The organism is Terrimicrobium sacchariphilum (genome assembly GCF_001613545.1).
In the GTDB taxonomy this organism is placed as follows: domain Bacteria; phylum Verrucomicrobiota; class Verrucomicrobiia; order Chthoniobacterales; family Terrimicrobiaceae; genus Terrimicrobium; species Terrimicrobium sacchariphilum.
On the sequence record NZ_BDCO01000002.1, the window covers coordinates 3018539 to 3032343 of the forward strand.

10 protein-coding genes are annotated in these 13805 nt (G+C 61.5%); 3 read left to right on the forward strand and 7 right to left on the reverse strand.

Annotated elements, in window-relative coordinates:
• Positions 1–4: 4 nt before the first annotated feature.
• Positions 5–1060 carry a hypothetical protein gene (locus TSACC_RS14195; protein ID WP_237763981.1) on the reverse strand — a complete coding sequence of 352 codons (1056 nt, stop codon included), beginning with the start codon at positions 1058–1060 and terminating at the stop codon, positions 5–7.
• A 162-nt stretch (positions 1061–1222) separates the two neighbouring features.
• Here TSACC_RS14195 and chrA point away from each other — a divergent pair, with 162 nt between their 5' ends.
• The 3 genes from chrA to TSACC_RS14210 all read left to right on the forward strand — a co-directional run bounded on the left by chrA (position 1223) and on the right by TSACC_RS14210 (position 6889).
• On the forward strand, positions 1223–2527 hold the full coding sequence (gene chrA / locus TSACC_RS14200; protein ID WP_075080755.1) for a chromate efflux transporter: 1305 nt from the start codon (positions 1223–1225) through the stop codon (positions 2525–2527).
• A 91-nt stretch (positions 2528–2618) separates the two neighbouring features.
• The gene (locus tag TSACC_RS14205; protein ID WP_075079904.1) at positions 2619–6233 is read left to right on the forward strand and encodes a PAS domain S-box protein; all 3615 of its coding nucleotides are present in this window, start codon (positions 2619–2621) and stop codon (positions 6231–6233) included.
• 2 nt (positions 6234–6235) lie between these two features.
• Positions 6236–6889, forward strand: a complete 654-nt coding sequence (locus TSACC_RS14210; RefSeq protein ID WP_075079905.1) for an HAD family hydrolase — start codon at positions 6236–6238, stop codon at positions 6887–6889.
• Between the two features lie 4 nt (positions 6890–6893).
• Here TSACC_RS14210 and TSACC_RS14215 read toward each other — a convergent pair whose 3' ends face one another.
• From TSACC_RS14215 to TSACC_RS14240, 6 genes are all read right to left on the reverse strand, one after another.
• Positions 6894–7628: a prepilin-type N-terminal cleavage/methylation domain-containing protein gene (locus tag TSACC_RS14215; protein WP_169809649.1), complete on the reverse strand. Its 735-nt coding sequence runs from the start codon at positions 7626–7628 to the stop codon at positions 6894–6896.
• Positions 7628–8347 (reverse strand): PEP-CTERM sorting domain-containing protein, encoded by a 720-nt coding sequence (locus TSACC_RS14220; protein ID WP_075079907.1) that lies wholly within the window; start codon positions 8345–8347, stop codon positions 7628–7630. Before TSACC_RS14220 ends, TSACC_RS14215 begins: the two co-directional genes overlap by 1 nt.
• A gap of 145 nt (positions 8348–8492) precedes the next feature.
• Positions 8493–8900 carry a hypothetical protein gene (locus TSACC_RS14225; protein WP_075079908.1) on the reverse strand — a complete coding sequence of 136 codons (408 nt, stop codon included), beginning with the start codon at positions 8898–8900 and terminating at the stop codon, positions 8493–8495.
• Positions 8901–8948: 48 nt separating this feature from the next.
• On the reverse strand, positions 8949–10085 hold the full coding sequence (locus tag TSACC_RS14230) for a hypothetical protein (protein WP_075079909.1): 1137 nt from the start codon (positions 10083–10085) through the stop codon (positions 8949–8951).
• Positions 10082–11380 carry an APC family permease gene (locus TSACC_RS14235; RefSeq protein ID WP_075079910.1) on the reverse strand — a complete coding sequence of 433 codons (1299 nt, stop codon included), beginning with the start codon at positions 11378–11380 and terminating at the stop codon, positions 10082–10084. Before TSACC_RS14235 ends, TSACC_RS14230 begins: the two co-directional genes overlap by 4 nt.
• A gap of 20 nt (positions 11381–11400) precedes the next feature.
• Positions 11401–13800 carry a glycoside hydrolase family 3 N-terminal domain-containing protein gene (locus TSACC_RS14240; RefSeq protein ID WP_084400480.1) on the reverse strand — a complete coding sequence of 800 codons (2400 nt, stop codon included), beginning with the start codon at positions 13798–13800 and terminating at the stop codon, positions 11401–11403.
• Positions 13801–13805 lie beyond the last annotated feature (5 nt).

The window sequence follows — 13805 nt, forward strand, 5'->3', positions numbered from 1 at the left end:
TGAACTATGGCGAGAGATCGAGGTTTTGCGAATCGAGATCGACCGAATCTCCGGCCGAGACGGTCTGCCCGGGCGAGGGAGTCGGAGAAGCAGCGGGGCGAAACTGGAGCGCGGCGTCGCGAATGTAGGCACCGGTCGCCCTGGAGGAGATAACGAGCGAGTTGTCGCCCTGCTGAAAATCGGAGGCTCGAATGAAGAGAGAACCCGTGCGCCATCCCGCATAGGAAGAATCGCCGGATTCATCGACGACGTAACCGGCATCGGTCAGCGGGGGAACCTGCGGATGCAACTCGCCGATATATTTCTTATTCAGCCACACCGAAACTCCCTGGTCGAGCGGGAGGCCGAGGAAGCGCGCGGAGAGCAATACCTGGGAGGCCGGCTCGCCGAGGGGCACCACAAACTCAACTCCTCCTTCGACCGAGGCCGGCTCCTCCTGGAGAAAGGCTTCATACACCTTCCCGATCCATGCATCGGGCTCAGCCACGGGAGGCTGCCCATTCACCGCGTCCACCGGAACAAGTCGATCATTCACCAGATACCGACCGGGACGCTGATCGGCAGCGGCAACCGTGGAGACAGGCGAGAGCCAGTCGAGCCGGGCGCGGAGGACCTTCGATTGGTCCCCAGAGATCACAAGTCTCCCGCCGGATAGAGCCGAAGCCACAGGTATGGCCACCGTGCGCTGGTTCTTTCCCTCCACGCCGTCGGAAAGGCTGGAGGAGAGTGTGACCTGCTGCCCGGAGTCATCAATCCAGAGGAGAGCAGGGCCGCCCTCCGGGCCGTCCTCGAAGACCACCGTAGCGAGGACCTCCTCACCGGGAGTCGCGGGCTGAAGTGCAAAAATCGTGTAGCCAATGCCATCCGACGATATGATCTGCTTCACCGGCCCGGCCATTCGAGCCGGGATATCGGCGGAATCCTTGATCGGAAAATCAAAAGAGGCGGTATCAGCTGCCTGGAGAGGGGTCCAGACAAGCATCACGGCGGAAAAAATCGCCAACGCAGTCCGGGCCACCGAGCGGGCGTCGGGCCATTGCGACATCTGGAAAACACACATAAGTGAAATAAACTGGCCGACTAGGCGGGAGTGGAATTGTGCGTTGGGAGGCTACCGAGGGAAAAGGCAACCACAACGGCGCTTGCGTGACAAGATTGTAACGAAGACTCAAGAAGTCGTTTTTGCTTTTCCCATCGTTCTGGAATGATGTCGCGCAAATCCATGCCAGAGAACGCCGACCCCCCAGCTCCGCCTCCAACCCGGCCGAGTTTTTGGGAGGCTACCCTCTACTGGCTCCGGCTGGGATGCATCAGCTTTGGCGGACCCGCCGGACAAATCGCGATCATGCACACCGACCTGGTGAAGAGAAAAGGGTGGATCAGTGAGGAGAGGTTCCTGCATGCGCTGAACTTCTGCATGCTTCTGCCCGGCCCTGAGGCCCAGCAACTCGCGACCTATATCGGATGGCGGCTGCATGGGACGGCTGGAGGGGTGGTGGCAGGGGCGCTTTTCGTCCTGCCTGCGGCCATTCTGCTTTGGGCGCTAAGCTGGCTCTACGCAGCTGCCGGCTCCGTCCCAGCTATCGCGGCGATCTTTTATGGACTGCAACCGGCGGTGATCGCGATCGTGGCGGCAGCCGTTTTACGGATCGGCCGTACGGCCCTCCGCAATCGTGCAATGTGGGCGGTGGCTGGAGCGGCGTTTACGGCTTTGTTTATCTTCAATATCTCGTTCGTCGCGGTGATCCTGGCGGCGGCAATGACCGGAGCGGCGGGCGCACGGTGGTATCCACGCTATTTCACCCCGTCTCCCTCCCGCGAAGCCACAGCTTCCGTACTCGACAGTGAACCCCTCAACCATGGGCGAAGCCTCCGCATCGCCATGACCTGCCTGATCCTCTGGTGGCTCCCGGTGGCGCTGGCCCACCTGTGGCCAGAGGCAATCTTTGCAAGTTTGGGAATGTTTTTCAGCAAGGCGGCCATGGTCACCTTTGGTGGGGCCTACGCAGTGCTACCATTTGTCGCGCAGCAGGCGGTGGAGCACTACCACTGGCTGACCGCGCCGCAAATGGTGACCGGGCTGGGTCTGGCCGAAACCACCCCGGGACCGCTGATCCTGGTTCTAGAGTTCGTCGGGTTCCTGGCCGCATGGCAGCATCCCGGCACGCTGCCCCCGCTCGTGGCAGGTACGCTGGGAGCGATGATGACGCTCTGGGTAACCTTTGTCCCAAGCTTTCTTTTTGTCCTGACCGGCGCCCCGTACATGGAAAGGCTGCGCGGTTCGCATGCCCTGGGTGGCGCTCTTTCGACAATCACCGCAGCAGTGGCTGGAATCATTCTGAACCTTGCGGTCTGGTTTGGACTCCATGTGATCTTCCCGGTCCCACACCGAGTTGACTTTTTTGCCTTGTCCCTGGCCACCGTGTTTTTCTTTGGCATCTGGAAAGGCCGGTGGCCGGTACTACCGGTGGTCGCGGCTTCGGCCACGCTCGGCCTGGTGGTGAAGCTCTTAATCGCCAATCCCTGAAGCTGAAACGGTCGATTTCCTGCTCACGGGAGGTTGGCGCTGGTGCTTTTCACGGCAAACTGGTAGGCTTTCTACCCGTCGAAAGACGCACATGAATCGATTTAGCCCGGCGGACGCCTCCGTTTTCGATCTTTCAGGTAGCCCCCCCAGAATTATTGAGCTTATCCGGACGGCGCACTGGGATTGGAGGCCTCCGGAAGACAGTGAATCCCTCGGTGAGGGATTTGCAGAATTATTTGGTTGGGCTCCCGAAGTATTACCGACGCACCCCCGAGCGTGGCGCAAGTTCCTCCGGGGGGAGGATGTCGACCGCATGGAGGAGAGCTTTCGCAAACACGTCGAGAGCCGGGGGCGCATTCCCTTCCGCGAAGAGGCCAGGTACACCAATGCGAATGGCTCTCTGATGTGGGTGATATGCGACGGACATGTCATCGATTGGGGGCCAAACGGAGAACCCCTTCGCGTGACCGGCACACATACCGATGTGTCGGCAGTCCGCATCCAGAAGCAGCGCCATGAGCTTCTTTCGCTGGTCGCAGCTCATACAATTCACGCCGTCATCATCACAGACGCGGATGGCTTCATCCAATGGGCAAACCCCAGCTTTTCCAAAATCACCGGCTACTCGCTGGAGGAGGTGCGGGGAAAGAAACCGGGCCAGGTATTGCAAGGGCCCGAATCGGACCAGGAGACCATCGGGCGCCTCCGAGGGGCCATCTCGGACGGCCGAAGCTGCGAAGAAACGCTGACGAATTATACCAAATCCGGCACCCCCTACATCGTGCATGTCAAGATCGACCCCGTCCGTGACGCGATGGGCAAGATCACTCACTTCATCGCCGTACAGACGGATGTCACCAGGCAGGTGAAGGCCCAACGCGCGCTCGCCCAGAGTGAGAGCCGACTCCGGGCGGTGCTGGATTCAGCCACCGGCGTGGCTCTTATCGCCACAAATCCCGAGGGACTCATCACATACTTCAGCCGGGGCGCGGAGACCCTGCTCGGATATTCCTCCGACGAGGTGGTGGGCAAATGCACTCCGATCATTTTTCACGACGCGCTCGAGGTCGAGGACTACGCAAAACACCTCCTTATCGAACACGACCTCTCTGCGGAAGGGTTTCGCACCCTTACCGCCATCGCCGAGAGAGTCGGAGTCGACAGTCGGCAATGGTCCTTCATATGCAAGAATGGCAGTCGAAAGTCGGTCGCGCTAAGTGTCACGATCGTGCGCGACGAGCATGGAGCAGTGCAGTCCTATCTCGGCACCGCCATCGATGTAACCCAGCGTGAGCAGATGGAGCGAGACATCCGCCGGAGTGAGCAGCAGTTCCGCGGGATGTTTGAGCTTTCGCCCGTAGGCATCTCGTTCAACATGATGGACGGCAGCTTTGTCGATGCCAACCGCGCTCTCCTCGACAGTCTCGGGTATGCGAGGGATGAGCTGAAGCAGATGACTTACTGGGATCTCACGCCCCGGGAGTACGAGTTGCAGGAACTCGTCCAACTCGAGCAGATGCGCCAGACCGGGAGGTACGGCCCGTATGAAAAGGAGTTCTATCATCGGGACGGCCATCGCGTACCGGCCCTCCTCCACGGGGTCGTGCTGGAAAATCCCGGGAGCGAGCCAACAGTCTGCTCGATCGTACAGGACATCACGGAGAGCAAACGCACCGAAAGGGAGCTACGGCTGGCGGCCGAGGCCCAACAGGCTGCCTACACGTTGCTGGAAGCGGCAGGTCGACTGGGACGGGTCGGCCACTGGGAATGGACGGTCCTTTCCAAGGTCATGTACTGGTCGGACGTCACCTACGAGATTACCGAGGTCACTCCGTCGGCAAATCTCTCGCGGGAGATGATGGTCCACCTGGTGATCGAAAGCGATCGCGACCGGGTAATCAACGCCCTCGGCGATCTGGTGCGAACCGGGCAAAAGCTGGATCTCGAAACGCAAATCGTCACCCCGTCAGGGCGCACGAAATGGGTTCACTGCATGGCTGAGGCTGTGAAATCCAAGGGCGACCAGATCATCTCCTTGCGCGGAGTCCTCCAGGACATCGATGAACGCCGCCGCGCTGCCGAGCTGCTGGAACAGCGGAACAGAGAGCTTGAGATTGCCACAGCGAGAGCTGAGGCCCACGCCCGAGCGAAGGAGGAATTCCTCGCCAATGTCAGCCATGAAATCCGCACGCCTCTCAATGCCGTCATCGGCATGTCCGAGCTGCTTTCCGGCGCCAATCTCCTGCCGCACGAACGCGAACTCGTCGAAACGATCCACAGCAGCGGCAACACTCTGCTCGCGCTCATCAACGACATCCTCGATTTTTCCAAGATCGAGTCTGGACAGCTCGATCTCGAGACCATCAAGGTCGATCTGCGCGACTGCCTGGAATCTGCCATGGAGGTCATGGCAACAACCTCGGCCCGGAAAAAACTCGATCTCGTCTGCCGGGTGCATCCGGAGGTGCCCGCCTGGATCAAGGGCGACCCGACGCGCCTGCGCCAGATATTTGTCAACCTGCTGTCGAATGCAGTGAAATTCACCACCCACGGCGAAGTCGTGGCCACACTGGAGCTCCGACGTGATCTCATGGGGCGGCCATTGATTCATGGAGAGGTACGCGACTCCGGCATCGGCATCCCGACGCACCGCATGGTGAAGCTCTTTCAGGCCTTCAGCCAGGTCGATGCCTCCACCACGCGGCGATACGGTGGCACGGGGCTCGGGCTCGTCATCTGCCACCGACTCATCGAGAAAATGGGGGGACGCATCTGGGTCGAGTCAGATTTCGGCCATGGATCGCTCTTTCAATTCGAGTTTCCTGCCATCGCGGTTAATTCTCCGCCAAGAGGACAAGTCGATACCCTCTCTTTGCGTAGCCGCCGGATCCTGATCGCGGATGATAACGCAGCCTCGCGAGATGTTTACCGCGCTCAGGCAGAAGAAGAGTGCGGCATGATAGCCTGCGTGACCGATACCGCCGATGCGGCTCTGGATGAGCTGCGTCGGGACGCCTCCTACGACATCATCCTGGTGGACAGCTCCATGCGCACCGCCTTGGGAGAGGAAATCGTCTCGGGCATTCGCGCCCTGCAAAAGGAGACGCCGATCGTCGCGCTCGCTCCCATGGGAGCCACACCGGCTCCGGTAAAGAGCGTACATCATGTCACCGTGCTTTCGCGCCCGGCACGCAGGGCGGCCCTTCTCGCCACGATGGTTCGCATGATCGAAGGCAGAGCCGGAGAAAATGGAGAGAGCCGCCATGCAATCCAGGAGCCATCCCAGGGATCACTCCTGCCCTTGAGAATCCTGGTTGCGGAAGACAATTCAGTGAACCAGCGGGTCGCCCAGTTGATGCTCCACCGGATCGGCTACGACGCAATGATCGTCGCCAATGGCGTTGAGGCCCTGCACGCCCTCGGGACGGTACCTTTCGATGTCGTACTGCTCGATGTACAGATGCCGGAGATGGACGGGCTGCAGGCGGCCCGCGAGATACGCAAACGTACCACTCCCTCATTTCATCCCTGGCTGATCGCCCTCACAGCCAATGCCGAGGAAAGCGACCGGACAGCCTGCCTGGAGGCGGGCATGGACGACTACATGAGCAAGCCAGTGAGCCTGGAATCCCTCAAAGACAGTCTGAGCCGCGCCTACCATGCCTGCCGGGGCATGCGTCAGGCAACCACAACGGCCCAATCGTAACCATGCCCCCGCTTCATCCCATACCGCGCGCGGTGATCTTTGACCTCGATAATTGCCTCGCCGATGCCCGAGAGGTTGGCACCGAACTCTTCGAGGAGGGATTTCAGGCAATACGCGATGCCAATACTGGATGGCTGGCCGAGACAGCCCTGGAGGCGGCATTTTCCGACTGCTGGCGGCATCCGCTGGACTGGGTGGCGGAGCGGCATGGGTTCTCGCCGGAGATGCTGAGAGCGGGCTGGGAGACCTTTTCCCGGATGGAGGTTCGCCATCCTATGCATGGATATGGCGACTTGCCCGAGTTGCTGAAGCTGCCGCAACACCGCGTGCTGGTGACATCAGGATTTCGCCATCTGCAGGAGAGCAAGATTCGCGCGCTGAACCTCTCGAGCTATGTGCACGAGCTTTACGTCGACGCCATCGACGAGCCGGATCGCATTGGGAAGAAGGGATGGTTCCAGCGTATCCTCGCCAGTCACGGCCTCACGCCTGCCGAGACTTTCGTCGTAGGCGACAGTGCGGCCTCCGAGATCGCTGCGGGCAACAGCCTCGGTATGCCCACCGTGCAGATCCTCCGTCCAGGGGTCCCCCGCTCCGAGACGGCGCGGTTTCACATCGCCTCGCTGGCCGAGCTGCCCGGGCTGCTCGGTCGCTGAGGCATCATTGCCGGCGGGCCAGAGAGGGATTCCACAGGTTGATACCCTTGGCGGGGTTAAAGGTGTCTCCCGGCGACATCGTCTCCACATGACCATCGGCGAAAGCGTAGTTGGATTTCTTGCCATGGCGCAAACCGTCGATGGCATTGGTGACTGCGCGAGCCGTGGTCCACTGATGGCTCATGATATGGTCGGCGTAGAAAACAGCCTTAGGCTCCGCGAGGAGAATCGTCGCACCCGGCGAGATCACACTGGCGGGACGCCGCCAGATCAACGGGCTGCCGGGATAGTCGTCGCTGTCAGGGTTCAACTCAAAATGCACGTTCAACGCATAGCTATAAATCTTTGAAGTACGGTTTGTATCCGCCGGGCAGCGGAACATTTTTTCAAACATCGCATCCCAGGCTGCCCCAGTTGGCGTTTCATCGGTGCCGATGTACGGCAGAATCGCGATTGCCCAAACGGGTTTTCCTGCACCCGATGCGCTATGCAGGCTGCGAGGAAACTCCCCCTGATCCTGAGTGTACTGCAGGATACCCGAGGCGAGACTGCGTACGCGGGAAACGCACTGGACATCTTTGGCTCGCGTCATGGAACTCCGGGTCATGGCGGTGATCGTCAGAAAAAGGACGCCGATGATGGCAACGGTCACGAGGATTTCCACCAGAGAAAATGCCCCGCCGGGGTCGGTGGCGCATTTGCGCCACCGACTGGCAGGATATTGTGATGACAGCTTCACTATGCGACCCCACGCTTTCGACGCAACATGAGGAAAAGCACACCGGCGAGGCCGAGGAGCATCCATGTCGAAGGCTCCGGAACGACCGTCCAGGTGTAGTTGATGGTTACGCTGCTATAGTTCGGATCGCGCGGAGCATCCTGTCCCAGCGTTGTGTAGTCGGCATTTCCCGTGCCACTGGTAAACGTCCCATTCACGAGATACACTTCAAAGCTCGCGGTGTAGGTCCCTTCAGCGGCACCAGAGGGCAGCGTGACATAGTTATGCCACATATTGCCGCTCCAAAGAAGCTGATCCCCGACATCGGAGAATATCTCATCAAACCGATTCTGGCTGTTGACGTAGTTGAAGAACTTCATCTCGATCGAACTGACCGAGAGCAGACTGATGGCGAGTGCTTTTCCCTGGGGGATAGCACCCGAGAAGGTAAAACCATATTCGTTATTAAACAAACTCCCGGCTCCCCCAACTGGATCAAGGATGGCATACCAGGCCGCCGTAGGTTGAAACGTGTCCCCTGGGGCCCATGTTTCCAACGACGCGAGTTGGGGAGTTCTGCTCGTATCAAACTCCAGTGATAGAGCATTCCCGGAAAGCCGCACCAGCGGCATAATCATGTTACCCTGATCTTCAGGACCGGGGATGGAGGTGAGGACGGTGGCCCGCAGCGACGATGCACCGAGGGCAAGCGAAAGGATAAGGCAATAAATGGATTTCATGAATGTGGATTGATGCCGGAAAGACACAGGCATACCGAGACCGTGACCGGCATCACGGCAGGGCGGAGCGCACGCGGGTGCGCGTCAGTTCATAACGTTGGGAAAGGGCGCGAACAGGCCCCTTAGCTTAGACGAATAAAGCGGATCAGACAGCCGCTATGGGTACGGGCACGGGAGGAGCCTCACGGCGCGTACTGAAAAGAAAGTCGGAAAGGAAGTAGGTGACGTCGCGGCCAGCGGGCTGGCGAACTGAGAGGGCAGCCAGTACGACATAGACCTCGAGCTGCTTGTCGACCTTGAAGATGGCGGGAGCCTTTTGCTCCTTCTGCGTCTGCTCGGCGACCTTGCGACACATCGAGCAGGGATATTTGCCGCTGAAGGTTTTCTCCGCACCGGCCATGAAAGAACCGGTATCCTGCGAATAGCTCCAGAGCATCTGCCCCCATGCGACGGCTTGGAACACGGCAAGGTGCCCGCCCGCCAGGCCAAACATGGCGAGGCAGATCAACGGAAGACCGAGGGCCTTCAGGATATGTTCAGGCGACAGGCGCACGCCTTACAACACAAGGAAACGCCCGTCGATGTCGAGCGATTTCTGCTATTATCTAAGAGCCTTCGCGGGCGGGACGGCGAGCAAAAGATTTGACTGACCTTGACGCCACTTGTAGCCCGTTCCAAAGGGAAGCGGCAATACATCCGCAGGATTGGCAAAGGCGGCGGTCAGGTCGGGCTGGTAGTATTTGGTGAAGATGTCGAGCGTGCCGGTGTAAGTGCCGAAGAGCCAGGTGCGCCAGCCGTTCTGGGCGAAGTATTTGTAGGGAATGCCCGAGTCGTCCTGGAGGACGGAGGAGGCATTTTCCAGGAGGAACGAGCGGATGCGGCCGAAATAGGTCTCGTGCGTGAGGTAGGACGCGGCCTTGAGATAGACGTTGCCGGGGCCGAACTGCGCGGCCCATTTCAGCACGCCGGGATTGGACTTCACCGCGTCGTCGACGACGTTGGACTGCACGTAGTAGATGGTCTGCGTGCCCGCGCCGAGGGAACGGCGGAAGACGATCTTCACGCCCGGCGAGACGCCCTTGCCGCCCGCGTAGGTGGTGCCGTAATCCTGGAGATTGCCGGAGGAGTCGATACCGATGTAGCTGGTGGAGAGAATCTCTCCACCCGAGAGGGCGATGAACGAGCTCATCACAGGCAGCACGCCCCGGAAGGCGGCGCGGTCGAGATCGACCTTCATGTCCTTGGTGATGAAGAAGCCGTATGAGAGCACGGACTCGACGGAGCGGCGGAGATTGGCCAGGGCCTCATCGAGCGCCTCCGGGGTGAGCGAGGAGATCGGCGCGATGGAGCCGACGGGTTCCAGGCCGCCGAGGAGATAGGCCGGGGCGTCGGGGTAGTAGGCGAGCGGGCTGGCCGCATCCGGACCGCCGAAGAAATAGATCACCGGGCGCGACATGGGAATGCGCGGGGCGAGTTCCGTCGCGCTCCATGTGCCCATTTTGGTGAAATAGCTCTGGTAGTAGCGGTTCCAGAGTTTCGTCATCTCGGCGACGTGGTTCTGGTAGATGGACGACTGCTGGTAGGCGGCGAGCGACGCGACCGGACGACCGGCGAGGAACTGCGCGATGTCGTTGGGGTTGGCAACGACGGGTGCGTCAACCGGCAGGGCGCGGCGAACCTCCTGCGCCTGGGCAAACGAAACAACGAACAGAGCAACTACGAGCAACCACGGTCTCATGCCGATAGCCTTCGCTTCCTGAGCGGGAAATAAAGCAAAAAACCAACCAGCAGCGTCGCCGCCCCGGCGAGGGCTGAAATGGGTTTATCGTGCGCCGAGTAGGCCATGGCAAAAAGATTCAGCACCAGAAACACGATGGGCGTGACGGGATACCCCCAGCAGCGGAAGGGCCGGGGCAGAGCAGGCTGCCGCCAGCGGAGAACCATGACGCCCAGCACGGCAAGGAAGCTGCACGCGAGAATGGCGAACTGCGCATAAACCAGCACAGCCTCAAAGGTCGCCGACAGGAGCAGGATCACGACGATGGCGGTCTGCAAGCCCAGCGCCGGGAGCGGCACACCGCCCGAGCGGGTGGCCGAGAGCACCTTGAGCGAGGCGAGATCGCGCCCGATGGCCTGGGCCACGCGAGGCCCGGCCCACGTCATGGCGCTGATGGCGGAGATGAGTCCGATGCTGATGAGGCCCGACATGATGCGCCCGCCCTCCTCGCCCAGCAGGTGCTCGGCTGCGATCTGGCCGACCTCGATTTTATCCACGTAGTCCTGCAGCGGCGCGGCGGCGAGGAAGACGGCATTGATCGAGACATAGAGGACCGTGACGATCACGGTGCCGATGAGGAGTGCCCAGGGAACGGTCACCTCCGGGCGACGCACCTCGCTGAGGATGTACGCGGCGGCATTCCAGCCCGTGTAAGCGTAGAGGACAAACATGAGCGAGATCGCAAAAGGCGTGCTCACCATGAGCGCGAAGTCTCCCGGCTTTGGGGCAAAGCTCACGGGATGCGCGGTTTCCTTCCACACCCCGATGATGATGAAGGCGACGACGAGGCAGACTTTCAAGCAGGTTACGACGACCTGGAAATTCCCGCTCGCCCGCACGGTGAGGGAGTGCAGCAGTGCGACGAGGAGCACGACAACCATCGAGGCCACGCCCGGATGCACCCCGGGAAAAGTCGCGGCGAGATAGCCGCCAAAGGCCATCGCCGCCAGCGCGATCGGGGCGGCGAAGCCGACCGTCACCGAGACAAAGCCCGCCATGAAGCCGACGGCTGGGTGATAGATGCGCGAGAGGAAGTAATATTCCCCGCCCGAGCTCGGCAGCGCCGAAGCCAGCTCCGCATAGCTCAGCGCACCGCAAAGTGCGACGAGGCCGCCGAGCAGCCAGACCATGAGGACGGGAAAAGGCGAAGGCAATACCGCCACCTGAAACCCGAGGCTGGTAAAGACCCCGGTGCCGATCATGTTGGCCAGCACCAGGGCGGTGCAGGTGATGAGGCCGACTTTGCGAAATTCCATCGTCCCCGTCAGGTTTCCCTTTATGGGCGGGTGAAGCTCACGGGATCACCGGAGTTGGCCTGCGGCGCGATCCAGAGGCTGAATTTCCCGGCATCCACGCGCCACTTGCCGTCGCGGCCCACATAGCCGAGCACTTCGTCGGTGACGTCAAAGGTAACCTCCTTTTTCTCGCCGGGCCGGAGTTTGATGCGCTGAAAGCCGCGGAGTTCCTGATAAGGCCGCGCGCCCTCGGGGCAGAAGAACTGCCGCACATAAAGCTGCGCCACCTCGGTGCCCTCGCGGTCGCCGGTATTGGTAATGGTGGTGCGGATCTGGGCAGGCTTGCCATTCGCAGCCGGGATCACCTCGGCCTTGCCGTAGGAAAAGGAGGTGTAGGTGAGACCGTAGCCGAAGGGAAACATCGGCTCGCGGCTCATGTCGCGGTAGTCAATGAAGCCTTTATCCGGGCGGCCCGTGTTATAGCGGTTGTAATAGATCGGAAGCTGGCCCGTATCCGCCGGCCACGTGATGGTGAGGCGTCCAGACGGATTCACATCGCCAAAGAGGATGTCCACCAGACCCGGGCCCGCCTGGATGCCCGGCTGCCACGCGGCGATGACCGCAGAGGCCTTGGCAAAGATCGAGGGCAGCGCGAGCGGACGTCCGCTGAAGAGCACGACGACGACGGGCTTGCCCACGGCGGCGATGGTATCGAAGAGCTCCTGCTGGCGACCGGTGAGGGTGATGCGGGCGCGGGAGGCGTTTTCTCCCGTCCAGCTCCACGGCTCGCCCAGCGCCATGATGACGAGGTCGGACTCGCCCGCAGCGCGGACGGCGGCAGGCAGATCAAAGACACCCATCGGCGGGGCCACGCTCTTGTCGAGGACGACAGTGCCGTCGGTGAGGGTCTTGGTGCGCGGCTGGGAGCCGTTGATGTCGCAGCCCTGCACGATCTTCACGTCGCCATCGGCCCCGACACGGCTCTTCAGCGCGGTGGCGAGGGTGACGACGTCCTTGGCCTTGCCCTGCGAAATCCAGCAGCCGATCATCTCGCGCTTCTCATCACCAAAGGGGCCGATGAGCGCGATGCGCTTCACGTCGGAGGCGATCGGCAGGATGGCGCGCTGTTTCGGCGTAGGCTTGGGTGTAGCCGTGGGCGCGGGGGTCGAGGCGCTGGGATTCTGCGGCACGGTGCCAGGGGTGGGCGACGGGGTGCCGGTCGGCGGGGTATTCAGGAACGGTTCGTTCTTCAGGAGCACGACGGAACGGGCCACGGCAGCGCGGGCAAGCGCAACGGACTCGGGCGCAAGGATGGTCTTCGCATAGGCCTCGGGGTCGGTGTACGGCTGCTCAAAGATACCGGAGAGGAACTTCACGCGCAGGACGCGGCGCACGGCCTCGTCCACCACAGAGATCGGCAGCGTGCCATCGGCGATCTTCGGCCCGAGCAGGGTGAAGGTCTTCGACATCATCTCCATGTCGTTGCCGGCCGTGAGCGAGGCGATGGCCGCGCCCACGTCGTCAGGGGCATAACCCCAGTCGACGACCTCCTGCACGCCTTCCCAATCGCTGACGACGAAGCCCTTGAACCCCCACTCGCCGCGCAGCAAGTCGGTGAGCAGCCAGTGGTCGGCGGCAGCGGGGATGCCGTCATTCGCGTTGAAGGAACTCATCACCGTGAGCGCCCCGGCATTCACTCCCGCATGGAAGGGCGGGAGATGGAAATTGCGGAAGATGAAGGGCGGGATCTCGGTGTGGTTGTAATCACGCCCGCCCACGGAGGCACTGTACCCGGCAAAGTGCTTCAGGCAGGCAACGACACGGCCCGGATCGGCGGGATTCGTCCCCTGGAAGCCGCGTACGGAGGCGGCGACGTAGAGAGAATTCAGGTACGGATCTTCGCCGAAGGTCTCGGCCACGCGGCCCCAGCGACTGTCGCGGGCAAGATCGCACATGGGGGCGAAGGTCCAGTTCAGCCCCATCGAGCGGGCCTCGCGGGCGGCGATGGTTTGCGCCTGCTCGACGAGATCGGGGTCCCAGGTGCAGGCGAGGCCGAGCGGGAGCGGGAATACGGTGCGATGGCCATGGATGACATCCGCGCCGAAGAGAAGCGGGATGCCGAGGCGGGTCTCCTCGATGGCTGTCTTCTGCATCGCATTGCGATACTGCGCATCCTCCAGCATGAGGATGTACGCGCCGACGGAGCCGGTGCGGATGACGGAGAAGAACTTTTCCATGTCCTTTTCCATGCCCACGTCGATCAGCCGCTGCGTGAGCTGGCCGATCTTTTCGTCGACCGTCATACGGGCAAGGAGATCCTCGACCCGTTCGTCGACCGGGAGGGAGGCGTCGTGGTAGTCACCCGCCTGTGCGACGGGACAGAGGGAGGCCAGAGCGAGGCCCAACGCTCCGGCGCAGAGCCGGAATGAACGCGGAGTCATGGTGG